The sequence below is a fragment of the Mesorhizobium sp. B2-7-3 genome, assembly GCF_006440715.1.
Lineage (GTDB): Bacteria > Pseudomonadota > Alphaproteobacteria > Rhizobiales > Rhizobiaceae > Mesorhizobium > Mesorhizobium australicum.
Genome location: NZ_VFTY01000012.1, coordinates 1 through 22,301, shown reverse-complemented (window position 1 = coordinate 22,301; position 22,301 = coordinate 1). Strand labels below are relative to the sequence as shown.

29 protein-coding genes and 1 tRNA gene are annotated in these 22,301 nt (G+C 59.1%); 2 read left to right on the top strand and 28 right to left on the bottom strand.

Annotated features, from left to right (window positions below; translation table 11 throughout):
- Positions 1–56: 56 nt before the first annotated feature.
- From FJW04_RS24195 to FJW04_RS24180, 4 genes are all read right to left on the bottom strand, one after another.
- Positions 57–1,112: a DNA polymerase III subunit delta' gene (locus FJW04_RS24195; RefSeq protein ID WP_140717214.1), complete on the bottom strand. Its 1,056-nt coding sequence runs from the start codon at positions 1,110–1,112 to the stop codon at positions 57–59.
- Entirely contained in the window at positions 1,109–1,783 is a 675-nt protein-coding gene (gene tmk / locus FJW04_RS24190; protein ID WP_015317900.1) for a dTMP kinase, read from the bottom strand. The genes FJW04_RS24195 and tmk overlap by 4 nt, the downstream gene beginning before the upstream one ends.
- An 80-nt stretch (positions 1,784–1,863) precedes the next feature.
- Positions 1,864–3,027, bottom strand: a complete 1,164-nt coding sequence (locus FJW04_RS24185) for a D-alanyl-D-alanine carboxypeptidase family protein (protein WP_015317899.1) — start codon at positions 3,025–3,027, stop codon at positions 1,864–1,866.
- Positions 3,028–3,119: 92 nt separating this feature from the next.
- Positions 3,120–4,340: a septal ring lytic transglycosylase RlpA family protein gene (locus FJW04_RS24180; protein ID WP_015317898.1), complete on the bottom strand. Its 1,221-nt coding sequence runs from the start codon at positions 4,338–4,340 to the stop codon at positions 3,120–3,122.
- A gap of 263 nt (positions 4,341–4,603) precedes the next feature.
- On the opposite strand from FJW04_RS24180, the gene FJW04_RS24175 reads away from it, so the two are divergent.
- Positions 4,604–4,693, top strand: a tRNA-Ser gene (locus FJW04_RS24175).
- 70 nt (positions 4,694–4,763) lie between these two features.
- Here FJW04_RS24175 and FJW04_RS24170 read toward each other — a convergent pair.
- From FJW04_RS24170 to FJW04_RS24070, 20 genes are all read right to left on the bottom strand, one after another.
- Positions 4,764–5,420, bottom strand: a complete 657-nt coding sequence (locus FJW04_RS24170) for a hypothetical protein (RefSeq protein WP_140717212.1) — start codon at positions 5,418–5,420, stop codon at positions 4,764–4,766.
- Between the two features lie 382 nt (positions 5,421–5,802).
- Positions 5,803–6,246, bottom strand: coding sequence for a hypothetical protein (locus FJW04_RS24165; RefSeq protein WP_140717210.1), 444 nt, complete (start codon positions 6,244–6,246; stop codon positions 5,803–5,805).
- A complete protein-coding gene (locus FJW04_RS24160) occupies positions 6,243–6,596 on the bottom strand; it encodes a hypothetical protein (RefSeq protein WP_140717208.1) in 354 nt (117 codons plus the stop codon). The genes FJW04_RS24165 and FJW04_RS24160 overlap by 4 nt, the downstream gene beginning before the upstream one ends.
- A 581-nt stretch (positions 6,597–7,177) precedes the next feature.
- Positions 7,178–7,375: a hypothetical protein gene (locus FJW04_RS24155; RefSeq protein ID WP_140717206.1), complete on the bottom strand. Its 198-nt coding sequence runs from the start codon at positions 7,373–7,375 to the stop codon at positions 7,178–7,180.
- Positions 7,372–7,965 carry a hypothetical protein gene (locus tag FJW04_RS24150; RefSeq protein ID WP_140717204.1) on the bottom strand — a complete coding sequence of 198 codons (594 nt, stop codon included), beginning with the start codon at positions 7,963–7,965 and terminating at the stop codon, positions 7,372–7,374. The genes FJW04_RS24155 and FJW04_RS24150 overlap by 4 nt, the downstream gene beginning before the upstream one ends.
- A 353-nt stretch (positions 7,966–8,318) precedes the next feature.
- Positions 8,319–8,561: a hypothetical protein gene (locus FJW04_RS24145; RefSeq protein ID WP_140717202.1), complete on the bottom strand. Its 243-nt coding sequence runs from the start codon at positions 8,559–8,561 to the stop codon at positions 8,319–8,321.
- Positions 8,562–8,639: 78 nt separating this feature from the next.
- Positions 8,640–9,500, bottom strand: a complete 861-nt coding sequence (locus FJW04_RS24140) for an ATP-dependent DNA ligase (protein ID WP_140717200.1) — start codon at positions 9,498–9,500, stop codon at positions 8,640–8,642.
- 754 nt (positions 9,501–10,254) lie between these two features.
- On the bottom strand, positions 10,255–10,476 hold the full coding sequence (locus FJW04_RS24130; protein ID WP_140717195.1) for a DUF768 domain-containing protein: 222 nt from the start codon (positions 10,474–10,476) through the stop codon (positions 10,255–10,257).
- A 910-nt stretch (positions 10,477–11,386) separates the two neighbouring features.
- Complete coding sequence (locus FJW04_RS24125; RefSeq protein ID WP_140717193.1) at positions 11,387–11,734, bottom strand: hypothetical protein; 348 nt, start codon at positions 11,732–11,734, stop codon at positions 11,387–11,389.
- Positions 11,735–11,805: 71 nt separating this feature from the next.
- Positions 11,806–13,605 carry a hypothetical protein gene (locus tag FJW04_RS24120; protein ID WP_140717191.1) on the bottom strand — a complete coding sequence of 600 codons (1,800 nt, stop codon included), beginning with the start codon at positions 13,603–13,605 and terminating at the stop codon, positions 11,806–11,808.
- Between the two features lie 43 nt (positions 13,606–13,648).
- A complete protein-coding gene (locus FJW04_RS24115) occupies positions 13,649–13,852 on the bottom strand; it encodes a hypothetical protein (RefSeq protein WP_140717189.1) in 204 nt (67 codons plus the stop codon).
- 1 nt (position 13,853) lies between these two features.
- A complete protein-coding gene (locus FJW04_RS24110) occupies positions 13,854–15,803 on the bottom strand; it encodes a hypothetical protein (RefSeq protein ID WP_140717187.1) in 1,950 nt (649 codons plus the stop codon).
- Positions 15,803–16,027 (bottom strand): hypothetical protein, encoded by a 225-nt coding sequence (locus tag FJW04_RS24105; RefSeq protein WP_140717185.1) that lies wholly within the window; start codon positions 16,025–16,027, stop codon positions 15,803–15,805. The genes FJW04_RS24110 and FJW04_RS24105 overlap by 1 nt, the downstream gene beginning before the upstream one ends.
- A 5-nt stretch (positions 16,028–16,032) precedes the next feature.
- Positions 16,033–16,365 carry a hypothetical protein gene (locus FJW04_RS24100; protein ID WP_140717183.1) on the bottom strand — a complete coding sequence of 111 codons (333 nt, stop codon included), beginning with the start codon at positions 16,363–16,365 and terminating at the stop codon, positions 16,033–16,035.
- Between the two features lie 102 nt (positions 16,366–16,467).
- Positions 16,468–16,674, bottom strand: a complete 207-nt coding sequence (locus FJW04_RS24095; protein ID WP_140717181.1) for a hypothetical protein — start codon at positions 16,672–16,674, stop codon at positions 16,468–16,470.
- Positions 16,674–17,501 carry a hypothetical protein gene (locus tag FJW04_RS24090; protein WP_140717179.1) on the bottom strand — a complete coding sequence of 276 codons (828 nt, stop codon included), beginning with the start codon at positions 17,499–17,501 and terminating at the stop codon, positions 16,674–16,676. Before FJW04_RS24090 ends, FJW04_RS24095 begins: the two co-directional genes overlap by 1 nt.
- A gap of 13 nt (positions 17,502–17,514) precedes the next feature.
- Positions 17,515–17,823, bottom strand: coding sequence for a hypothetical protein (locus FJW04_RS24085; protein ID WP_140717177.1), 309 nt, complete (start codon positions 17,821–17,823; stop codon positions 17,515–17,517).
- A gap of 3 nt (positions 17,824–17,826) precedes the next feature.
- Positions 17,827–18,357, bottom strand: coding sequence for a hypothetical protein (locus FJW04_RS24080; protein ID WP_140717175.1), 531 nt, complete (start codon positions 18,355–18,357; stop codon positions 17,827–17,829).
- Positions 18,358–18,359: 2 nt separating this feature from the next.
- The gene (locus FJW04_RS24075) at positions 18,360–18,665 is read right to left on the bottom strand and encodes a hypothetical protein (protein ID WP_140717173.1); all 306 of its coding nucleotides are present in this window, start codon (positions 18,663–18,665) and stop codon (positions 18,360–18,362) included.
- Entirely contained in the window at positions 18,662–19,459 is a 798-nt protein-coding gene (locus FJW04_RS24070; RefSeq protein WP_181173044.1) for a helix-turn-helix domain-containing protein, read from the bottom strand. Before FJW04_RS24070 ends, FJW04_RS24075 begins: the two co-directional genes overlap by 4 nt.
- A gap of 25 nt (positions 19,460–19,484) precedes the next feature.
- Between FJW04_RS24070 and FJW04_RS30075 the strand changes: the two genes are divergently transcribed.
- Positions 19,485–19,769: a hypothetical protein gene (locus FJW04_RS30075; protein WP_181173043.1), complete on the top strand. Its 285-nt coding sequence runs from the start codon at positions 19,485–19,487 to the stop codon at positions 19,767–19,769.
- Between the two features lie 49 nt (positions 19,770–19,818).
- Here the strand turns inward: FJW04_RS30075 and FJW04_RS24060 are convergent, their stop codons facing one another.
- The 4 genes from FJW04_RS24060 to FJW04_RS24045 all read right to left on the bottom strand — a co-directional run bounded on the left by FJW04_RS24060 (position 19,819) and on the right by FJW04_RS24045 (position 22,098).
- Positions 19,819–20,028, bottom strand: a complete 210-nt coding sequence (locus FJW04_RS24060) for a hypothetical protein (protein ID WP_210241323.1) — start codon at positions 20,026–20,028, stop codon at positions 19,819–19,821.
- Complete coding sequence (locus tag FJW04_RS24055; RefSeq protein ID WP_140717167.1) at positions 20,028–20,228, bottom strand: AlpA family phage regulatory protein; 201 nt, start codon at positions 20,226–20,228, stop codon at positions 20,028–20,030. The genes FJW04_RS24060 and FJW04_RS24055 overlap by 1 nt, the downstream gene beginning before the upstream one ends.
- Positions 20,229–20,315: 87 nt before the next feature.
- Complete coding sequence (locus FJW04_RS24050; RefSeq protein ID WP_140717165.1) at positions 20,316–20,942, bottom strand: hypothetical protein; 627 nt, start codon at positions 20,940–20,942, stop codon at positions 20,316–20,318.
- Positions 20,929–22,098, bottom strand: a complete 1,170-nt coding sequence (locus FJW04_RS24045) for a site-specific integrase (protein ID WP_140717163.1) — start codon at positions 22,096–22,098, stop codon at positions 20,929–20,931. Before FJW04_RS24045 ends, FJW04_RS24050 begins: the two co-directional genes overlap by 14 nt.
- Positions 22,099–22,301 lie beyond the last annotated feature (203 nt).

Below are 22,301 nucleotides of genomic sequence, written 5' to 3'. Positions count from 1 at the left end.
TGCCGCCCAAAAGTGGCCCCGGTTTAAGGGGCAACGGCATGCACCAAAAAGGCCCGTCACATTCGCATTGCAGAATTCAGGCGGTCGATCATGGTCAGGGCGTGCTGCTTTTTATCGAGATTGTAGGTGTCCGTCTCAGATATAGCGTCCAGCGCCTCATGCCAACTGTCCGACAGCGTTTTGGCCCGCTTGAGATCGCCAGCCCGCGCCGCCTGGCTTGCCGCATCCGACAGAAGGTCCAGCGCCCGGCGATTGAAGATGTCGAACTGTATCGCCTGGTCCTTGCCCGCGACCGCCTCGGCCAGGCGATAGGCGCCGCCAATATCGCTCTTTCCCGTCGCCACCAGTCCATCCAGCGTCCGCGCGATCTCCAGCCCGCCATACTGCGTCAACAGGATCGCGTTGCGGGCGCTGCCCCCTGCCCGCTCGACCAATGCAGCCCTCGCGGTCGGATCGTCCGGCGGCGGCGGCTCCGCTGTCTCCAGCACCGCCATCAGTTCGTTGGCGTCGAGCGGTGTCAGCCGCACCACCTGGCAGCGCGAGCGGATCGTCGGCAGCAGACTGCCGGGTGCATGGACGATGAGAATGAACAGGGTCCGTGCCGGTGGTTCCTCGAGATTCTTCAGCAAGGCATTGGCCGCATTGGCATTCATGTCGTCGGCCGGATCGACGATCACCACCCGGTAGCTGCCGTCATGCGAAGTCAGCGACAGAAAGCGGCTGACCTTGCGGATTTCGTCGACGGTGACGACGGTCTTGAAACTCTTGGTCTTGTCGTTCAACGGGCGGGTCAGATGCAGTACGCCGGGATGCGCGCCGGTTGCGATCTGGCGAAACAGCGGCGAGGCCGGATCGGGAACTGCTAGGTTGCCAGGCGCCTGGTCGAAGGCCGGATGCTTCAAAAGGTGGTGGGCGAGATGGAAGGCGAGCGTCGCCTTGCCGATCCCGACCGGACCGGCGAAGATAAGCGCATGAGGCAGCTTTCCCGCACGATAGGCGGCGGCAAGCATGGTGACGGCCTGCCCGTGTCCGACCAGACGCGGTGTTTCGGAGGGTTCCGGCACACCGTCCAGCGTATCATGCTGTTCCGGCGCGATGCGTTCGAAGATCATACGGGTGCGACCTGCCTGTTGCGCTCGGACGCCCTTGCCTCCAGTGCCGCGAACACGGTCGCCGTGACGACATCCTCCACCGTGTCCGGATCGGCGGACGCATCGACGACGATGCAGCGTTCCGGCTCTGCCGCGGCGATCGCCAGGAACGCTTCGCGGCGGGCCTGGTGGATGGCCAGCGTCTCTTTTTCGAAGCGGTCGGCTGTGGCATCGCTGCCACGCCGCAATGTCGCGCGCTTCAAACCCTCGGCCGGGTCGATATCGAAGATCAGCGTCATGTCGGGCATCATGCCGTTGATGGCGACCTGTTCCAGCATGGCCATGAATGCCGGATCGATCCCACCCGTAACGCCTTGATAGACACGCGAGGAATCCAGGAAGCGGTCACAAAGCACGATGGAGCCGCGTTCGACCGCCGGACGGATGACCTGCTCGACGTGGTCGGAACGCGCGGCTGCGAAGAGCAGCGCTTCCATCTTGGGCCCGAACGGTTCGGCGGCACCCGAAAGCAGCACATGCCTGACCGCTTCGGCGCCCGGCGAGCCGCCCGGCTCGCGTGTCCGTACGACATCATACTTCTTGGCGCGCATCTTGGTGGCCAGCCGCTCGATCTGTGTCGACTTGCCTGCGCCTTCGCCGCCTTCGAAGGTGATGAAAAAACCGCGCGCCAACCGAGGGCCTTTGTTCGTGTTCGAGTGGATTGTTGGGCTGTAGATAGTCCGCGTTCGGGAAAACGTCCATGCCGTCGGCGCTATCGAAGCCAGCCGATCGCCAGTTCCTTGACGGCATCGAGAGCGCGTTGCGGCAACGTGCCGACGCTGATCGACTCGGCGGCGAACAACGGTGTCTCCTGGCTCAGCGTGTCGCCGATCCAGACGCGCAGTGCGCCCACCGGCTGCCCCTCCTCCACCGGTGCCGCGACCGGGCCGGTGTAGATGATCCTGGCCGTCAGCTTGTCGCGGTTGGTGATCGGCAGGAAGATGTCGATCGGACCTTTTGCCTTGAGCGTCACGCCGGATTTCATGCCGCCAAAAACCTGGGCCTCTCCGACCACCTCGTCCTTGGCGAAGATTTCGGTCTTCTCGAACGAGCGAACGCCCCAATCGAGCAGTTTGCGTGCCTCTTCTGCGCGCTCCTTGTCATTTGCCAGCCCGCTCATCGCCGCGATCACCCGCGTGCCGTTGTGGCTGGCCGAAGCCACGATGCCAAAACCGGATGTCTCGCTTGCGCCGACAGCCAGGCCGTCGGCGCCGATGTCCATCGCCAGCAACGGGTTGCGGTTCCTCTGCGAGATCTTGTTCCAGGTGAAATCCTTCAACCCGTAATACCGGTAGAAATCGGGGTATTCGCGCCATAGATGCAGGGCGAGCTGCGCCAATTCGCGCACGTTTGTCTGCTGGCCGTCGGCCGGCAGGCCAGTGGAGTTCACGAAAGTCGACGTCTTGAGGCCGATCTGGCGCGCACGTTCGGTCATCTCTCCGGCAAAATTGTCCTCGGATCCGGCCATGCCTTCGGCGATGACGATACAGCCGTCATTGGCGGCCTGCACGGTCACCCCCTGGATCAGGTCCTCGAGCCGGATCGCCGATTTGAGCTTGGCGAACATCGTCGAGGTTCCCGACGGCGCGCCACCTTTGCGCCAGGCGTTTTCGCTGACCACGAACGTATCGTCGAGTTTGAGGCGCCCGGATTTGAGGGCGTTGAAAACCACTTCCATCGTCATCAGCTTGGCCATCGAAGCCGGCGGAATGGGTTTATCGGCATCTTTCGAAAACAGCACCGTGCCGGTATCGGCATCGATCATGAAGGCTTGCGCGGCCTTGGTCTCGAAAAGCTGCGCTTGGGCCGGCGAAAGCGTAAGCAGGAGGCTGAGGAGAAAAAAAACGGCGAAAGGCTGTAGCAAGCGAAACTGCATGAAAATCGACCCGTTGGCCGGCCCCTCCGGCGTCCCGAAACTATCGGGCTTTTTCGGTGAGGGATCAACTGCCGGGCGCAACCGGCGCTGGATCAGTCGCGCACGACCAGCGCGTCGGGCGCGCCATGAGACCACGCCGCCTTCAGCAACTCGTCCAGACCGCCATGGCCGTCCGGATAGAGGTTGACCGCATACCAGTCATTGCCGTCGAGATCGGAGCGCTGGATTTCTATTCTGCCGAAGGGCTTTAGTGCCGAGGCCACACGTGTGGCTTCGGTGGCGTCGTCGAACGTGCCGGCGGCGACATAGTCGGCACTGGATGGCGCCGCTTGGCGGCCGGTGTTTTTCCACGACCGCAGGATGTCTGCGGGCGACATGCCGCTGTCGTCAAGAGCGGCAAAGACATCCGCGCGATGGACGCGTTCATCCGCATAGGACAGCGACGCCATGGCGAACGGCGATTGCGGCGGCAGGCTGATCTGCGGCCGTTCCGGCACGATCGGTCCAAAATCGGGCAGCGCCGGATCGCCGAAGGCCGGCTGCGCAGCCATCCGTCCCTGCATCGGTGCCGCGGCATCCGTCAGCTGACCTGGAAACGGCACGGCGGCCGCGCCGACCGGAAGGCTCGGCGAAGGCCCGTTCATGGCCACCATGACGCCGGTCGGCAGGCCGTCCGATGGGTCCGGTATGCGGTTGCCTGGATGGTAAGAGGCCATCAGGTACTGGTCGTCATTGCCGTCGAGCGGCGCGCGGCCGACATATTCGACCTTCACCTTCGCGGTACCGACCTTGTCGTAGTCCAGCATCTGCGCGGCTCGCTCCGAGACGTCGATGATGCGGCCCTCATGGTAGGGGCCGCGGTCATTGACGCGCACGATGACCGAACTGCCGGTTTCGAGGTTGGTGACGCGGGCATAGCTGGGCAGCGGCATGGTCGGATGCGCCGCCGTCAGATGCGCCATGTCGTAGACTTCGCCATTGGCGGTCAGCCGGCCATGGAAGGCGTCGCCATACCATGATGCCAGACCCACCTTGGCGTACTTCTTGTCTTCCTTGGGATAATACCACTTGCCGCGCACCTGATAGGGCTTGCCAAGCTGGTCGCGACCGCCGCCGCGCCGCATGAAGGCAGCGCGCGGACTGGCCTTCACCCCATATTCGGTCTCGGCGAAATATTCCTTGGAGCGGGTCTTCTTGTAGACCATCCCTTTCGGCTCGGGCTGCGACGCGCAAGCGGCGAGCAATGCAGCCGACGCTGCAAGCAACGCAACCGTGGCAACGCGACGAAGACGCGGGTGCGTCACAGCCTGCATTCTTGATTGCCCCCTAAATCTCATGAAGACGTCGCATCCGACCATCAGAGGAGCCAAAGCACTCACTCGACAATGCCAACGACGCCTCGAACCCCGATCCTTTGTGCGCAGGAATTGTTTATCACGGTATTAACCGATTGTGGCCGGAACCGGGCAAGATTGTGACGCCGCCTGTCCTGTCCTAGGCTCAGGGAGCGACCTGCTCATGCAAGCCGGTTGACAGGCCTTTGCCGGGCACACTAGAGCAGTGGCCGGCAGTCGCTGGAGGGATGGCCGAGCGGTTTAAGGCACCGGTCTTGAAAACCGGCGTGGGCGCAAGTTCACCGTGGGTTCGAATCCCACTCCCTCCGCCATAACATCAATAAATCAACGGTTTATGTGGGGAAAACGGGGCCTGCCATAACCTTTGCCCCGCCCCAATAATCAGGTCAGTCGGCCGATAACCCTGACGGCTCCGAGCCTGTAGGGGTCCACTATCACCTCCCCCTCATCGTAAAAGCCTTCAGGCTCGCGGATCAAAAGAACTGCCTCTGGCGTTGCCAAAGTCTCCATCACTACGGCGCCGATGCTGCGTTTCGCCTCAGCAAAGCTCTCTGCGATATTCACATCCTGAGACCACGAAAAACCGTAAAGACGGCTCCGCCGCTCTCTGGCGCTTGCACCGCGATAGAGCTTCATGGATTCGGACACAGCGGGCCGCAACGGCGAAAGGAGCACGCGCAGAGCCTTCGCCATGGTCGGCCGGTGGCCAACCTCCAGCGGAAGATGCTTCATTTGAATCCAGACGTTCAGGAATGCCGCACTGACCTCGGGTGAAACCTCGCCTAGCCGCCCCACTCTTGCCAATGCAAGCCGCCATCCGTCAACAGCGTACTCCATCTGATCGATTGCCTGTAGAAGCTTCTCCGGGTCATCTCCAGCAAATGCGTCCGCAAGCATCTTCGCAAGTTGCTTGTCTCTAGAACGCTCCTCGCGCAAGGCGGCTCGAAAATCGAAATGGTCGGGTGTCATGACGACTGCTTCAATATTTCGATAGCCGCGAACTCTGAGGGCATAATCGTACGGAAGCAAAGATACCAAGATCGAGCCTTCTGGCTTCCACCACCTGTATCCGAAAGGACGTCAAACCATTCCCGTTCCAGATGCTTTCTACCCCAGGTGACCCAGCGCTTTAGGTCGCGGTCGGTCGATGGCAACACGACCTTTCATCGCGGGAGAGAGCGCGATCATCGCTGAGCCCATGACCATCGCTGTTGCTGTCCGTTGTGAACCAGACCGCGTTCGTGGTGCGACGCGCTGTGATGGGCACTTCGCCCTTGGAAAGCCCTTCGGCCTTGATCTTATCAAGAAGTTCAAGAGCCGTGAAATGGTAAAGAATCATCGCCGTCACCTCCCAAACAAATACTGGCATACGACGCCCGGCAACCGAAGCCGCCGGGCCAATTGATCAACCAGTTATAAGTTAATCTTCCAAGACCATTTCGCGATCGACGCACACCTCCCGTTCATGATCGCCACGGGCTCCAGCGGCCCAATGCTCTTGATTGTGGTGGCGGTTCGGCGCGCCTAGTGTCGGCTCCACCGTACCGTCGTCCTCGTCGTCGCTGCCGTCCAGTTCGCGATCGTCGTAGGGGCTTCCCCTGCCGTCATCAAAGCCGCTCACGGTCTGCGGGCCGAGCGCGCACCACCCAAGCCACGGTTCGGCATCCGCGCCGTCTTCCAGATCGCAATCCACCTCCATAAGGTCCAGCGCCGTGATGAGGCTCATGGCCCTGTCCAAAAGGTCGTTCAGTTGCGTTTCGATCGCCTGCCGCCATGTGCGTGGATCGGTGCCGAGTGGCATTCCCAGCGGCTTGAGAACAGCGACTGTCTTCAACAGCTCGCTCACGGTGACGCCGGCGTTCATAGCGTCGTCCCCAGTGTCGCCTTGAATTGTGCGAAGACTTTATCGCGGTACCTCAGGCTGCGAATGTAGGCCAAGATATCAGCACGAGGCGCGCCGCTCTCTTGCATCCATACAATGTGGGTAAGCCACTCATGCATCTGCGCACGATAGGCGGCGGCGATATGTGGCGGCAGCGTGTCCAACAGGGCTTCGAGGCGCGCGAGTTTGGCATGAGCGCTTTCCCTGGTGGGCGGTATGGGCGGTGTGATCAGAAGAGCCAGCGGTGCCGGTAATGCCGCTGTAGCGCCAGCTATGGCCGGCAGAGAGGCAAGGACGCCGAACGTGGCGCGTCGTGAGAGGTGCGCGCTCATTGGCCCAACTCCTGCTACACGCGCCCCGGCATCATGGAGCGCGTTTGAGAGGCGTAGAATTCTCAGAGCTAGGTGGAGGCGCACAACGCGCGTGCGGATGGCTCCTGCCCCAAGCAGAAGCGCTATTGCTGCATATGTCATGTTTAGTCCCCACGGTTAAACCGGCTTTCTACGGCCGGCGAGGCGGCGGAAAACTTTTCCGATGCCTCGTTCATCGGCGACGGGCCGAAAGCCGGGGGGTAGAAACCAGCCGTGAGACTGGCGCGACGCTTTTAAGGGTTTCCCCTCTGGACAGAACGGCGCCCCCCGGCCATAAAGGTCGGGTCTGGAGCCGCGCCGCCAAGCGCGTCCATTGGAGTGGAAAACTTTTCCTCTCCATTCATCCGAGAGAGCTTTCCCGCCAAGGAAAGTTCAGTGTCCCCGCCAAGGGACCGATCGGAGATATCACGGTCCGGGTTTCTACGCCCACGGACACGTTCCGCTGATTTGCTCAAATCGTCAAGTGTTCCCCTTCCGGGGCAACCACCGGGTGAGCCGGTGCGGACCCTTGCAGAGAAACAAGCAGCCCGCACCTTGATGCTTTAGTGGCTGTTCTTTCGATACCGTCGCTTCGCCTCTGCCACCACGAAAGCACGTGAAGCCCTGTCCTCTGCTGCTTCCCGATCGTGTTGCTCCTCAATGGGATCAGGTTCGAGATCAGGATCGCCATCCATCTGGTCCAGCACGGCGATCAGATGTTCGATGGTCGCCTCGATCCGATTGCGAAAGAACGCGCTCATTGCACGCTCCAGTGAATGGCTAGAGTTCCGCCAAGCTCGTGGATCGCACGAACAATATGATGGTAGTTGATGTTACCCCAGCCGCCGCGCCACCCTTTGCCAGAAAAATATCCGGCTGATGGGACAAACTTTTCGACGTCCAGCATGGTGAGGTTGGAGCGTCGGCAATACTGGCGTAGATCGTCAAGCAATGGGTCACCCGTCAATTTGAACGGTTTGACGGGCCGAACCAGGCCAAGTCTGTACCCACGCTCATATAGAGCATGGAGGCTTTTCACTGGGAAGGCGGCGATAAGTTCCTCAGTGGTTCCGCTTCTGTAAACTCTCCGGAACAGCGAATTCTCCTTGGCGGTCCAGTTCGTCCTGGCATTCGTGATTTTCAGCGCCCCACATCTTTTCTTTAAGGCCCCCCGCGTTCGATGCGGGAGCAGCTTCCTCATTGCGTCGTAATCAGGATAATGTCTGCGGCATACTTCATCTTCCGAGGCCGGCCAAAGCAGACGGCCACGTGTGGTAACCCCTGTAAATTGAGTTCGTTCGCGGCTCTTTTGAGCCTGAGCCGCGTTTCTTGACACATTGGCTAGATACATCGCTGGTATTTCCTCCGCTGATGTCCACCGCCCCCGTTGGATGCTGAATGGAGAGGCAGGCGATTGCCACAACGGATAGCGCTTATGCCCGTTAATCCCGCAGCGAAAATGAATTGTTGTGCAAAGCTGTCAGCTAGCCAGAACAAAACGGGGATTCCCTGTTTCGCGTTTCCGATCTATGTTGATCCTCATGGAAGCGATCTTCGATGATATCGCCAGCGCCTTGAAAGCCCCTCCGAACAGCCAGGGGAGCCGCTACAGCGCGTTTGCTATGAAGATGGCAGCGAACTTGCTCTTGGGCTTCGCAATCGGCCTAGGAATCGCAATAGGGCACGCTGTAGCGGGCTGAGCGGTCACTCGGTCATACCCAGCACCGGCCCGGTGGTGTTCCACTGGATGAACTCGACTTCCTTCCCCGTCACTTCCCGCACTGACTTCAACAGGGCCTCATGCAAGGTCCGCGTTGCGCGGTAATGCTCGCAGTGTGGCGATATAAACGGCTTTATGATGCTTTTGTGCAGCGCTTCCGCCGCCACGAGAAAGCGCTCGATTTCAGCCTGGGAAAGCTGCTTGGATGGTTTGGACCTGGCCGCCATTGGCGATCTCCGTTTTAAGGGTTCGCCGCAACGAAAGGATTATATTCCTCGCCCCCGTCTGCTTGCAAGACGATGCCGTTATTTTTCCCGGAAGTCCTTCAGAGAGGCGTGACGTAGCTTCTCCTCGCCCTTCAGGAACCTCACGCGGCCGACCAGACCCGGCTTCAGCCATTCCGCCTTGTCGCTCTTAAGCCCCTTCGGAACAGGTCCGCCGACCTTCCCCTGCACGCGGTCCCAAAGCGCTTGTCGTTTGTCAGCCTTGAAGGTGACAAAGGCGCCGCCGGCATAACGGCCTTTGTCGGCCATGAGCACCATCGCGGGTTTCCCGGCCTCACGCTGCACGCCAATGATGTCCATTTCCTTTTCGGTATAGCACTTGATCTTGCGCCAGTTCATCGTCGGCCCGCTGCGATATTTGCTCTCCTTGCGCTTTGAAACCATGCCCTCCAGGCCGGCTTGGTCGACAAGGTGATAAACGGCATCGCCGGTCCCCGGCATTGCTTCGCTGAACTGGATGCGGCCACCGGTCGGGATCAGTGCCTGAAGGATGTCGCGGCGATCTTCCACCGGCATGTCGCGCAAATCATGGCCATTGAGGTGCAGGAGATCGAACGCCACGAGATACAGGTCGCGAGATGGCTTGCGGCTCGTGACGGCTGATTGCAGTGCATGGAAGTCAGATAGGCCAGCTTCGTTGATGGTGATCGCCTCGCCGTCGATGATGAAGTCTTTCGCTTCGATCGCCGCTGCTTCGCCGGCAAGCTGGATATAGCGGCCTGTCCAGTCATAGCCATTCTTGGTGATCAGCCGAATCCCGTCGTCATCCTTTATGACCTGGGTCCTGTACCCATCGAACTTTATCTCGTGGATCCACTCATCGCCCTGTGGCGGGGTATCGACCAGTTCGGGCTCCATTGGCTTAATGAACTTCAGACGCATCAACTCACTCACGCAAACCGTCGATTCAATAAGCTTTAGCTAAAATGGTTCCGGAACATTTAGCATGACCGGATGTTGCAGCCCGCATGACGAAGCTATCTGACCTTGGTCCTCCGATTCCCGGCAAACTGCATGGAGGGCAGCAAATTGAAGAGCATCTTCACTTCTACAACTGCCCGCACTGCGGTCAGCGGGTCGACCAACGCGATCTGCGGCAAGTCTTCTGGCATGAGCGGCCTGGCCATGAGCCGCTGGAGCCGGAGTCCGAGGCGAAGGTGATAGAATTTCCAAAGCGGAAATAACAAAGCCCGCCGGCCGGAGCCAGCGGGCAGCTGACAGAAGTGGAGAACCGCCGGAGTACCCGGCTGGCTCCCGAACCTTTGACTCTGACGTATGTTCCAGTGAGGCCCGCACCCCACCCCACTGTAGAGCGCGGGCCGGCCAGCGTCGCGAAAGACCCGGACGCGCCGCCGGCTTCACCCGAACTTGCGACCAGTCGAGCTGTTCCCGAACACTAAAAGCCCGCTGGCTCCGGCCGGCGGGCTGCTTTGATGATGCTTGTGTGGAGCGGTTAGCCGGCCGACTTCGAGATGACGATCACTTGGGCCGCGATGCTGCCCAGACGCTCGCGCTTCTTCAGTTCTGGCTTTTCGTAGGTCTTCTTCATAATGGTCCTCCCCGGTTGTCCTCGGCAGAGAAAATGCCTTGCGAAGGACAGCGTTGTCAACCGTACGAGAGGTCGAAGGAAGACAAGTCAGTCCGCCAACCCGGCATCGTGGTGGACGATCGCATCAAGGACCGCCTCATAGACGCTGCCGGTGTCCTCCTCGATCTCAGTGCTGCTGATGCCGACCTTTTTGGCATCGGCGAAAAGCCTTTGTGTCAGTTCGGCGACTGAGATGACATCCGCACCGACTGTCCCCGGAACGTTGGACCGGATCCACCGGTCGAGGAAGTCAGTGCCTCGCGTGCTCATCCGAACCAACCGAACGTAAGGCTGACCATCGCCACCGCAACCATTACCGAGATTGGTACCGCCGCGAGCAGGGCCGCTTCTAAAACTCGAGTTTCTTTATCCCTGAACATTAGGCGCGCCTCGTGCAAGCTTCTTTGAAGCTACAAGTCGTAAGCCACTGATTCGGTTCCCCTCGTGCCGCCAAAGCGTAAGGGCCGCTGGTTGGACAAACCGACTTTAATGGGGCAGTTGGCTCATGATAAATGCCAGCACTGCGCCGACCACAAGGACGAGGAAGAGCGCGACCTGGCGCAGTCGTTTCGATGAAATCTGGCGGCGCGGCCGCGCTACTTTTGTGCCGTTGAAAACGCGCTGTAAAGCCGCCGACCGTCTTCGCCGAAGCGGTCGCTATTCGGGTAAGCTTTCTTTGGCTTTGAGCGCGGTCGAAGTCGGGCTGGCGGGCGTTCTGCATCTAGTCTATCATCATCCTTCATGGGGCCTTTCACTCGCGGCCCGAGCACCGCATCGCATAGCACTGCAATGGCTGTCCTTTGGCCTTGGGAGGGCTAGGGGATGAAAATCAAATCAAAGTTGGCACTTGGTGCATTAGGCCCATGACCCCCAGTCGCAGCCGCTATAACGGTTTCGGAAACATTTTAGACAAATTGAATGTTTGATTGATCGTGCCGATCCGGGATATGTTCCCTTGTCAAAAAAACGGGGAGAACACCGTGACCAAAGCAACTTTCTCAGCACAAGAGATTCAACTGGAACTAGACCGGCGCCGCCTCGTAGAACGCGAAATCGAGGCCCGCAGACAGCGACCGCTCCCAATCAGGGATGGGTTCGAGTGCATCCATTGCGGGTCCAAGTATCCCGAATATGAAGGAGGTGGCGGGCTATGCGACCTCTGCTTGCATAGGGACTGATCCTAAACCTTCGATTTCCGCCAACCCGCCCACCACGCTTCCCATTGTGAGCAAAACCAGCGTTCGCCTTTGGCCGGGTTGACGTCCGTGTCGTTGTAATATCGCTGGCCCGGCATGTGATAGATGCGCTCGCCGGTTTCCATGCTGATGTTGCCTTTGATGTTGCAGCCATTCGGCGCGGCGTTTGCATCGCCTCGGTGGTGAACAGTCGGCAAGTGATGCTGATTGCTGTGCGGCGCGAGGTAGGCGGCTGCGGCAGCGCCGCATAGCAGGACTGGGATTAGCGCCCGCTGTTGCAACAACGAACGCCTAGGCCGTCTCTGCGGCCCCTTGTGTCTCTGCTGGCCCATTGCCCTCTCCCAAAGGGAGAATGCGACTGCTAGGGCTTGGAGTCTAGAGTGAGAGATTGTCTCGGCGATTGTCAGGTCAGCGTGATCTTCGGGTCGATGTAGAAGGTCGACGAAGCTTTGCCTGCCTTTACGCGAGCCGCGATCCAACCTTTTTGCTGCGGCGTGAACGAGACGGCGAGTTCGAATTTCGTCGTACTGCCGCCCCATGTGCCGGAACCAGCCGTTTGACCAGCAGCAGCAGCCAGAACATCGGCCTTGCTGTCATTGACGAATGATCCTTGTGGCGACGACCCGCTGCCGAGATATTCGACCTCCACCCATATCTCGTCATTGTTCGGGACAGCACCGCCGGCCCAAATGCCTTGGATGGTGGCTGTGATAGATGAGCCCGTGGTGTCGTTCCAGATGTAGATGGGCAGCGCTTCGAACGGGAGGAGCCAAGAGCAATTGGCGTTTGTGGTAATGTTCCAGGCAATCGTTGTCGTGCCGTCCGATGCCCCACCGGTGCGGACAACTGTCAATTCCTCAACGAGGTCGCCGCTGAATTGGCCGCTGGCTACACCGTAGTTGATGCCGGAAGCGCCCGTCCGGGTGAAGTCGACGAAGTACGTATTTGGCGACTGCGGCGCTGCATATCGGGTGACGGACGCATGGAGTTTGCAGTCGATGAACCTGGCAAATGAACCCGCTGCGCCGACCAACGAGTTTGCCACGATGGTCCCGGTACTCATCGAACTGAAGTCGACGCCAATGCATTCCAGCGCCTCGGGCATGTTGCCGCCCCACTGGAAGAGGTTAGACGGGACGGTCCCGAGCAGGGCTGAAGCCGTATTCAACCACCTGACGTAGCCAGCAAGAAGGATGGCTTGAGAGGCATTGGCGAAGGAGACCGTCGTGTTCTCCAGCACGCAGGAACACCTGCCGGCGGTATTCGTGAAATCGATCCTGCCGGAGATGTTGTTGCCGCCGAGGCGAAGCGAACAGTTTTTAAGGTGAATTGAGCCAGCGCCGAAGTTTGGCGCGATTGACGCGTTCGACGTGCTGCTGCCCGCCGTGAAAATGATGCCGTAGAAGTAGGAATGTCCGCCGGTGCTATAAAGGCGCATGGAACTGGCGCCGGTTGTCGAGATTGTCGCTGTCGTGCGGAGGTCTGCCGAGACGGCAGGCTTGGAGCCCGTGGTGTCGACGCAAAGGACCTGGCTCGGCAGAAGGTAGGTAGCTGGGCAAAGCAGCCCCGTCATTGCCGTCGCCTGCGTTTCCGCGTGATTGTCGCCAATGTAGAACTTGTTTCCGGCTTGCCCCCAGTTTGCAGCGAAGGCATTGGCGAGGCGCGCATGAGGCGCCTGCCAGCCGGTGAAGTTGCCAACAGCGCCAAGCGAGGTCCACGTCACGGTGTTGTCGGCCGTGGTTGTGCCTGCCGTATTCGAGAAGGCCGGCTCCGCACCGTTGCCCGCCGTGCCCGCCGTGGTGCAGATCTGATAGCTCGCGCCATTGTCGCGCTTGATCACCTGGCCGAGCGTGATCGCGGTGTTTTTGACGCCGCCCGGAGGCGTGGCCGAGATCGTCCAACTCGGCGTGTTTGTGGCGTCGCCATTGAGCGCGGCGATGCCTGTGCATTCCTGCCATGTGACGGTATTGTCGGTCGTCTTGCCGCCGCGCGTGATGATCCATGTCGGTTCTGTCGTGGCGTGCGTGGTGCCGGCAACGACACAGACGAAAACGCGCTCAGAGCCTACCGCCGGCGCAGCCAGTTGGCGCCGGAGAACACCGGCCGCGATTGCTGCCCCGGTAGCCCATTGCGTAACAGCATAGTAGCCCGTCGAGGAGCCATTGCCGAAGTTGATATACCAAGCATTGTCGACCAGAGCCATTTGCCCAACTCCTACAGTTCGTTCATGAAGCCGCTAGGCGCGGTCATGACAGGCGCGCTCCAATGCCAATCGTCCCGGCGACCATTCCCCAGGCAACGGCAATCTGCTTTTGGTCAGGCTTGCCCGGCGCCGGCAGCGAGGAAGTTTTCGGCTGTTTTGGTTCGGGCTTTTTCTCTTGCTTAGATTTCATGATTTCACCTCTCAAACATGGCAATGGAATTGTTTTGAGATCATGCAGGCCGGCCATTTTATGCGCTCGCTTGTGCTCGGACGAGTTCGTTGAACATATCGCGGGCGCGCTGCTTGGCCGTGGCCTCGCTCTCGTATGGCGATGCGACATAATTCAGCGTGATAGTGCTTCCCGGCTGCTGGACATTGACGGACGTGTTGGATGTTCCGTCGCTAGTGGTCGGGGCGAGATGATAGGAACCGATCTTACGGCCGTACGAAGTCATTCCAGGAATGAACACCTGATCGTGCGTGAGGAAGCCATTGCCAGGAGTGGACCCATCCTCAGTATCATTCTTCGAGACAAGCGCGGCCAGCACGGCACTGGACAGCCTTCCGAAGGTCTGAGCGGTTACGTCACTCAGTTTATTGATTACGATGTTCTGCTGCTGGGAATAACCGCCGATGTCGCTGCTAAGGCTCTGAAGATACTGCTTGGTGTTCGCGTCCAGCTTCGACACATTGTTGGACGTGTCTTTGGTATACCCGGCGGTGTCCTTCGAGCTATCGTAAATCTGAGCGCCGTACTGATCGGTATGCTGGCTGAGGAAATTGCCCGGATCGCCCTCCTGCCCACCATACTTCCTGACTCGCACGCCGTTTATGATTGAATCATCGGCTCGGGATGACCTGTCTATAAGACCGATATCTGAACTTCCGGCACCATACTGTGTGACAGTAGGCGGTCCAGAAGTCCCGCTTCTATAGCCAGTCACTGTAGGCAATGCCCCCGGCGCAGGCGCAGCTTTTTGCATGGCCGCGAGTGCATCCATCGAAGCGTTTTCTGCCTCTCGGAAAGACTGGGTAATTGCCGTTCCAGTAGCGGCGGCTGCGCCCTGGATATCCAGCAATCTTGCTTTCAGTTCGTTGAGGCTTTGGGTGGCATCCGCGATCTCAATATGAACATCCGCACCCTGCGCTGCTTGAGCTTGGAGTTCGGCAAGCTTGTGCGTGAGGAAGTCGATTCCGGCCGTTATGTCGGCAATATCCTTGGATGACGACGCCAGACCGGCTGTGCCCTTGGCCAACTGATCGAGGACACTGCCCTCTCGGAACGGCTTCCCACCTAGCGCTACGACCAGCTTTTCCAAGTTCGCCCAACTCGGATTGTTGACGAAGTTGTCGAGCGACACGGAGGTGGTGTTGATCTGCTTCGAGAAGTTGGCGAATCCTTCCATGGCGCCAGTCAGCACCGGGGCAAGGTTGATCAGCGCTTCGCCAAGCTGGACGTGAATGACCTGGCTCAGCACATCGAGCTTGTCATCGAGTTCGCCGGCACGCTGGAGCAGCTCGTCAGGGACGATGATCCCCAAGCCTTGGGCGGCTTTTTTCATAGCCTCAATGGAGGCGCGGCCCTGGTCCAAGAATCTTGCCATTTCGACGCCACCTTTGCCGAAGACAACCGCTGCAAGCGCCGCCTTCTGGCTCGCATTGCTGGTGTTTTCCAGGGCATCGGAAACCAGCTTCAAGCGTTCCTCCTGGTCCTTGGTGTGCAGGATGGAGCGGAGCAGTTCAGGGTTGAGGTTTTTCAGCCCGGAGTAGAGAGCGCCGGTGCCGCGTTCGGCTAAGCCAGCGTTCTTGGCGAAGATTGTCAGCGAGGCGTTGAATGCTTCCTGATCAATGTTCGCCTGCTTCGCTGCGAAACCAAGAGCCTGAAAGGTCTCTGTCTTCAACCCGGCCTGCTTGGCGTTGGTCGCGATTTCGTCGTATTCGCTGATGGTCGATTTCAACTTGTCAAAGGCACCGCTTAAAGACCCCAGTGCCGCCAGTCCAACGCCCGCCGCAAGGCCGGTGCCGAAGTTCTTAAGCGTGGTGCCGATCCCGATAACGCCTTTCTCTACAGCGGCAACGGACTTCGCCATACGGGCCGACTGCTGTTCAACCGTCGTGGCGCTGCTTTTAAAGCCGTTAGCAAACGAGTTGGCATTTGTGACCAAATCGATCGAAATCGAACCGACTGTCGCGACCATCAGGCTGTTCCTTCCGTTTTGATAGCAGCGATTTCAGCCGCCATCGGTGCGTTGTGCGCAGCGAGAAAAGCACCCATCGCAGTCTCAGTTTCGTGGAGTGCAGCCAGGCCGGAACCGGAGACCAAAAAGGCCATTTCGATCCCGGCAAGGATGACGTTCCGGGCGATGTGAAGCTGCTCTTCTCTGGACATTGAGGTACGTACCCCCTGGGGTGTTTTGCTCATGGCGTTCAAATCCTGCCGCAGCGGCCGACTAGCGCGAGATCGCCCATGTAAGCGCGCATCTGCCCATGCTTCGCCGCAGGGAAGCGCACTGGCCAGGCTTGAAACTCCTGCCACAGTTCGCAAAAGGCGATAGCGGCTGGCTCCCGGAAAACATCAAGCCAACCCGCCGGAGCGATGAATCGATCCCACGCCTCGCCGACCCCACCGCGCATCCAATCGGGCTTGATCAGCCGTTCTTGCGCAACATGGGCGTTTTCTGCAGGGCCGTGCCGATCGGAGCGATAGGTGCCTTCGACAAGACGCAAGCCGTGCGGCAGTGGTCGTTTTCCTCGTCTCATCGAAAATTAGGCCTTCCGGAGTTTTAATTCGCCATTGTGAAAGTTTTGGATCCGCGAGCGGTCGGCGCTGTTTGCCCAACAAGGTCGGAAATACCCCCCCGGTCATGGCTTCCACCACGCGCTGGGGACTGCCCTGGCTCGCCATAGGTCGGCGTCCTTCACCTCAACGGAATGCGTGTCCAGTTCTTCCGTCGCTTGGTGCACTGTCTGGAGGTAGAGCGCTTCGCCGGCATAGGCGTGCAGGATCACGGTCTTGCGGTCCTCAGCCAAGGTCACGTCTACCTGGTCAAACTCTGTTGTTGGCTTCATTAGCGCCGCTCCATCTTCTCTGCATCGCCGCGCTTCACCGCGAGTTTCCATACTCCCGGTGCGGTGCCCGGCTTGACGCCCTTGCTGTCTGTCTCAGCGTGCCAGAGCGCACCGCTGGCAGTGATGAACTGTCCGCGCTGATATTGCTCGCCCTCAGCCCACACACCCGCGTAAGGCAGTTCCGGTTCAATGTGCTTGACTGTGGCTTTGGCTGCTCTGTCGGCGATAGGCCAACTGAAGAATTTGCTTTCGCTCGAACCAGGCACATAGATGTCGAAGACAGAATCGGGATTGGCGCCGATGGGGCAGACCGACACCTCCAGAAGATTCCAGGCGCCATAGAAGGTCTTGCCCTCTACGATCCCCTGAATGCGCAGGGTCGAATTCTTCGCCGCACCAGAGAAGCACCGCAGTTCGCGGGACTGGATCATTTCCCAGGCGAAGTCACCGGATTCGTTGTCGTTGATCTGTGCGCGGACATAGATCCTGTCGTGCGAGCGCCTGACATAGAAAACCTCTCCTATCGGCGCCTCGTAGCCCTTATGGCTGGACAGAAGCGGCACCGGAAGTTCGCAGTCCATGCCGTTGGCAATGAGAGAATAGCCGTGGGTGTTGATGCTTGAGCTGGATGCCAAGCCATGGATCATTCGAGCGCCAGGCCTAGCCGGGATCGACATTTCGTCGGTGCCGTCCTGACGTCTGGTCCATGTCGGCTTGGCCCGCTCCACCGGCGCCGCGTATTGCGCTTCGAGATCAGCAATCCTCTTGGCTTCTATCTCCTGCCAGAGCCTTGCGATCGTCTCGTCGTGGCTTTCCTGCATACGCACCTGTCAGGCCCTCTCAGTCGCTGCTCATGCTTCGGTGAAGATAGCCGCTGGCTGTTCGCTTCCTCGCGGGTTGCCCTCGCTCCAGCACTTCCAGGGCCTGTTCCAGGCCTCGCCGGAGGTCTTTGGAATTCGGTTCGCTGGGTGCTTTCGTCGCCGTCTTCGTAACCGCGATGGTCGACACGCGGCGCCAGAACTTTTCCGCCAAATGGCCGGTCGGCTTCAGCCCGCGCGTGAGGTCGAATTTCGCCTGGTACGTCTCACCGAGATACCGGCAGCGCTCGCCTTCGGTATACGTGACCAATGGGTGCCAAGGGTCGGACATGCCTCATGATCCTTTCGAAATCATCTTCGCGATGGTGTTTACAAATGGCTCGGCCAAGCGCCGCGCGATCGGTGCGTCGTTGATGAGCCCAGGGAGTTCAAGGCCGGCTTCTCGCCCCTTGATGCTCAGAGTCGAAGCGATATCCAACAATTCTAAAACGTCGCTCAGACGCTGGTTTATTGCCGCGCCAAGGGCAGCAATATCTCCGTCTAACTCTACGCGGGCCTGCTCCCGATACCCGGCGCGCTGACTGTCGAATTCGGCCCTGGTCTCATGGTTGCGCGTGTCGGCTTCCGAAAGCTGGACTGCGAGGGCCTTAAGCGTATCGTGCAACTGTTGGGTGGGGATCTTCGTTCGTGCGGGATTGTCGACTTTCGACTCCACCTCCAAGGCCTGGCGCCGATCATTCAGTTTCCGGCGAGCGTCGGATGCTTCGCGATAGGCCTTTTCGGCGGCGACATATTCAGCAGTCGGCGCGGGTAAACGCAGGGCCGCCCTGAGGCGATCGGTTTCGGTCGGATTGAGTTTGGTCATTTTCATGACCTTAGAATCGCACCCGAAACGCGACTGGGCGCGTCGCGATTGTCGCGTTCGGCGAAATATCCGCGCAGCAATGTCAGATTGGCCTGCCAGCGGCCGCCGACCTTCCGGCCAAAGCCGTTACGGCAGAGCTTCCTAACGCTATCGACCGGAATGCTGAAGCGCTCGGCCGCCACTACAGTTTCCACCCAGACACTCGGGCTGACTGGCTCCTCTACCTCTGTTTCGATTGCAGCTATCAGTTCCATGACTTCCGCCAGCCTTGAGCGGATGGCAGCGAGTTTGCGCGCGGTGTTGCTCATGCCGCAGCCCCCGTCACAGGAGCTTCGAGCTGGGCGCCTAGTTCCTCGTAAAGCCGTTGAGCCCGGCCAAAGTTTGGATCGTCGCGATCATCTTGGACGACGACGATGCCATCGAGGTAATCAAACCATCGCTGTGCCGTTGGCCTGTCGAAGCCAACCTTCATCGAGCGCTCCAACATGGCCAGGATCGCGCCGACGCTTGCCGAGTTCGCCCGCTCATTGCCCCTTCCTTTCGAAGGCGCTAGCGTCGATGACGCCGTTTCAACGGGATATATTTCTACTGTTTCAACAGGATCTCTTAAAGCTTCGCTTAATATATTATACGAAGCATCCTCTTGATTTGATTGAGCGTTTTTTTCAACTCGGTTACCCATGCGGAACGAGTTTGTTACCCATCGGGTAGCCAGTTTGTTACCCATCGGATCATCTGAGGTAACAGCCTCGTTACCTGGGGAGGTAACAGACTGGTTACTACCCTTGACTGCCTTCAGGATGGCCTCGTCCCACTCGTTGTAGATGACGAAATAGCATCTCGCCTTCGGGTTGAGAGGGTTGGCGCGGCCACCGATATAACCGCGCTCGGCCAGTGTCCTGATCGAACGCGACAGGCTTTTGAGATGGCAGCCGACCAAGTTGGCCAGTCGGGTATGACTGGCTGTGCAGCCGATGCCGTTCTTGCTGAAGCGGTCGTGCACGGAGATTGCCATCAGCACCCGGATATCAAGTGCCGATAGATGCTGATCCGCCATGGTGCGGGCAGGATCAGGAGAGAAAACCGGGCCGCCCTTAGCCATGGCCACCTGCCTTCCGCAGACATGCATGCCGGCGGCGATGATGCAGGCGACAGAGAAATTCCCCGCTCAATACGTCCTCATATCGATCGGGATCGTGATGGAAGTCGGTCGGCTCTGCGCCACATTCGGCGCAAGGTTCTCTAATCAACTCGCCTTTCTTGATCGCGACCGCAACAGCGTGATGGGCGCGGCGAGCGTGGCGATTGGCAGCATTCCAGGCGCGTTGAGAACGCCAGCGAGGATCAAGCTCCCGTTGTGTGCTGCTCTGGACTTTGCTATGGTTGAAACAGTCATCTGCTGCCAAGCGTGACGTTTCGAAGCCGGTGGTCGTTTGCAAGAACGGCGCCGGCTTCCCTGCATTAGGAGGCGCGCTGGTTGTCATTGGAGACACCTCCAGCCCTGATGGCGTTAGCCAATCGAAGCGCCGCGCAAGCACCTTGGCCGTCGAGCGGATAGCGGCTGCGGATCTCGGCTACGGCCGAGCGAGGCCTTTGCGATTTGGGTGTCTCGATGATGAAACGGGCGGCTTCCAGCACCACGAGATCGGGATCGAGGTCGATCTGTTCCATCATGCCGCCACCTGCGTGCGGGCCGCGATGCGCTGGCGAATCCAGAAGTCTACTTCAGCCCTGACGAAGGCGATTCGTTTCTCGCCAAGCTGCACCGCTGCCGGGAAGTCGCCCTGCCGACGCAAGATATTGATTGCCCCGCGAGACAGCGAAGTCAGCGCGGAAGCCTGCTTGATGCTGATAAGAGGATGGTCTTCCATTGCCGTTCCTTTGTGCTTGGAACGGCATTGTTGAAATTGCCGTTCCGGTTGAACGGCTCTTCAGATGCAACAGGTTCGGTCAGTAAATCAAAGGTCCGATTTACGGATTCTTTTAATCGCCTTCTTTTTATCGGCTGGGACCGATGAAATTTGCGCGAGCATTTCTGAAGCAGAAGCATCAAAGACGTCGACGGGGATCGTTTCCAAAAACGTCATGCTTTGTTCGTAGGCCACCTTTCTGGCCGGTTTTTCCTTTCCCCTCTTTTCCTTGCCCTTTTTCGTATTTTCCCGAAAAGCCTCGATCACTTCCGGATCGATGCCGGTCAGCTTCGCGACGTGCTCAGTAGCATCATTCAGGTTCCGCAATCCGAGCAGCATATACTGCGAGACTGCCGCAGCGGCGAAGGCCTTTGGCCACAGCTGCGCCTCGGGAAGTGACGCGCTGGATTTGCGGAAACCTTTGTCTCGCAAAGCCGTGATGCGAAGCCAAATCGGCATGGTGATCCAAGCCGGGATTGCCGTCTCACTCAGGTAGCTGCGAATAGCCTGCAAAACCTTGAGTTCATCCCCGTTTGCTTCCTGCATTTCTAGCGCAAGCTGGACGTGGCGATCATAGAGTTTCAGCGCATCGAACATCTTGTCGGCTAGATAGGCCTGTTCGTCGTCGGTGGCTTCATCGTTGAGCGACCTGATGAGGATGTCAGCGTCCTTCAAGATAGGCCTCCCATGCTGTCATCAACTCGCGTCGCTTATCTATTGCCTTTTCGCGCCGATACGCGGCTTCGGTCTTGTCGCGGAGCGCATGCGCCAGCGCAGCCTCGGCAACGTCGCGCTCAAAATTGGTCTTGTCCCCGCACCAGTCGCGGAAAGAGCTACGCAAGCCATGAAGTGTTGCCTTCTTGTCCGGCGAGGCAAGGCGGAGAGCCTTTGTCATCGCCGTGTCCGATATCGGCCGGTCCTCGATGTCGCCGCCGAATATCAAATCCGACGTTGAGCGCTGGCGCATGATCTCGACCAACGCAAGAGCCCGGTCACAAAGCGGCACGACGTGTTCGACGCCGGCCTTCATTCGCTCGGCCGGAACGGTCCACGTCTTCGCCTTCACATCGATCTCAGGGAATTTCGCTCCACGTACCTCGCCGGATCTTGCCGCTGTTAGGGCAAGGAATTCGACGGCACGAGCCGCAGTGCCGGTCGACTGTCGCAGCTTCGCGATCATCTTGGGCGTTTCGGCGTATGCCAGCGCAGCATGATGGCCGCGAGATAGTTTCTTGCGCTCCGGCATCACCTTGTCGAGCAAGCCCTTCCAGCGAGCCGGATTGGCCGTCTTACGCCATTCGTGGGCGATAGCGTAGTCAATGACCGCCTGAATGCGAGAACGTAGCCTGTCGGCTGTCTCCGGCCTTTTCTGCCAATGAGGCAGTAGGCAATTCTTCACGTCACCCAGAACGATGTCGGCCACCGGCATCGCGTGCAGCGGCTGCGCATATTCGCGCAGGGTCATCAACCATTGAGCACGGTGCTTCGCATTTTTCCAGTTGTCGGCCTTCGCCTTCAACAACTCGTCCATGCAGTGCTCGAAGGTGATGACGCGCAACGGCTTACTGTCTGCGCGCAATTCCTCGCCTCGCGCAAGCTTCTGCCGAAACGTCTCGGCCTTGTCCCGTGCCAGGGAGAGCGACACGGGCGCCGTCCCTTGCCCGTAGCCACCCAGACCAAGCTCGGTGCGCTTGCTATCGCGCTTGTAGATGAAAAACCATTGGCGGCTTCCGCCCTTGCGAACGCGAAGGAAAAGCCCGTCGCCGTCGCTGTAAATTCCCGGCTTGTCGATGCGCTTTAAACCGGCTTCAGAAAGCTTGTGCCGAGCCATTTTCGTGTCCCGTTGCCATAACCGCATACGTGACATTATTGATTTTATCGGCTTTTACAATGGGTTATGACCAGCAAAATCAGCAGAAACGGCGGAACGGCGGGCACTCCCTCCGCCATAACGTCTAGGTCCGTTCCGGACACATAGGTTACGGTTTATACCGGAGACATGGGTAACACTTTTGGCCCGAAGGGGTTTTGGAG

Coding starts and splice junctions, on each gene's coding strand:
- FJW04_RS24195 (WP_140717214.1), bottom strand. CDS start 1,112: ATGATCTTCGAACGCATCGCGCCGGAACAGCATGATACGCTGGACGGT.
- FJW04_RS24185 (WP_015317899.1), bottom strand. CDS start 3,027: ATGCAGTTTCGCTTGCTACAGCCTTTCGCCGTTTTTTTTCTCCTCAGC.
- FJW04_RS24180 (WP_015317898.1), bottom strand. CDS start 4,340: ATGCAGGCTGTGACGCACCCGCGTCTTCGTCGCGTTGCCACGGTTGCG.
- FJW04_RS24165 (WP_140717210.1), bottom strand. CDS start 6,246: ATGAACGCCGGCGTCACCGTGAGCGAGCTGTTGAAGACAGTCGCTGTT.
- FJW04_RS24160 (WP_140717208.1), bottom strand. CDS start 6,596: ATGAGCGCGCACCTCTCACGACGCGCCACGTTCGGCGTCCTTGCCTCT.
- FJW04_RS24155 (WP_140717206.1), bottom strand. CDS start 7,375: ATGAGCGCGTTCTTTCGCAATCGGATCGAGGCGACCATCGAACATCTG.
- FJW04_RS24150 (WP_140717204.1), bottom strand. CDS start 7,965: ATGTATCTAGCCAATGTGTCAAGAAACGCGGCTCAGGCTCAAAAGAGC.
- FJW04_RS24145 (WP_140717202.1), bottom strand. CDS start 8,561: ATGGCGGCCAGGTCCAAACCATCCAAGCAGCTTTCCCAGGCTGAAATC.
- FJW04_RS24140 (WP_140717200.1), bottom strand. CDS start 9,500: ATGCGTCTGAAGTTCATTAAGCCAATGGAGCCCGAACTGGTCGATACC.
- FJW04_RS24130 (WP_140717195.1), bottom strand. CDS start 10,476: ATGAGCACGCGAGGCACTGACTTCCTCGACCGGTGGATCCGGTCCAAC.
- FJW04_RS24125 (WP_140717193.1), bottom strand. CDS start 11,734: ATGGGCCAGCAGAGACACAAGGGGCCGCAGAGACGGCCTAGGCGTTCG.
- FJW04_RS24120 (WP_140717191.1), bottom strand. CDS start 13,605: ATGGCTCTGGTCGACAATGCTTGGTATATCAACTTCGGCAATGGCTCC.
- FJW04_RS24115 (WP_140717189.1), bottom strand. CDS start 13,852: ATGGCCGGCCTGCATGATCTCAAAACAATTCCATTGCCATGTTTGAGA.
- FJW04_RS24110 (WP_140717187.1), bottom strand. CDS start 15,803: ATGGTCGCGACAGTCGGTTCGATTTCGATCGATTTGGTCACAAATGCC.
- FJW04_RS24105 (WP_140717185.1), bottom strand. CDS start 16,027: ATGAGCAAAACACCCCAGGGGGTACGTACCTCAATGTCCAGAGAAGAG.
- FJW04_RS24100 (WP_140717183.1), bottom strand. CDS start 16,365: ATGAGACGAGGAAAACGACCACTGCCGCACGGCTTGCGTCTTGTCGAA.
- FJW04_RS24095 (WP_140717181.1), bottom strand. CDS start 16,674: ATGAAGCCAACAACAGAGTTTGACCAGGTAGACGTGACCTTGGCTGAG.
- FJW04_RS24085 (WP_140717177.1), bottom strand. CDS start 17,823: ATGTCCGACCCTTGGCACCCATTGGTCACGTATACCGAAGGCGAGCGC.
- FJW04_RS24080 (WP_140717175.1), bottom strand. CDS start 18,357: ATGACCAAACTCAATCCGACCGAAACCGATCGCCTCAGGGCGGCCCTG.
- FJW04_RS24075 (WP_140717173.1), bottom strand. CDS start 18,665: ATGAGCAACACCGCGCGCAAACTCGCTGCCATCCGCTCAAGGCTGGCG.
- FJW04_RS24070 (WP_181173044.1), bottom strand. CDS start 19,459: ATGGCTAAGGGCGGCCCGGTTTTCTCTCCTGATCCTGCCCGCACCATG.
- FJW04_RS30075 (WP_181173043.1), top strand. CDS start 19,485: ATGCCGGCGGCGATGATGCAGGCGACAGAGAAATTCCCCGCTCAATAC.
- FJW04_RS24060 (WP_210241323.1), bottom strand. CDS start 20,028: ATGGAACAGATCGACCTCGATCCCGATCTCGTGGTGCTGGAAGCCGCC.
- FJW04_RS24055 (WP_140717167.1), bottom strand. CDS start 20,228: ATGGAAGACCATCCTCTTATCAGCATCAAGCAGGCTTCCGCGCTGACT.
- FJW04_RS24045 (WP_140717163.1), bottom strand. CDS start 22,098: ATGGCTCGGCACAAGCTTTCTGAAGCCGGTTTAAAGCGCATCGACAAG.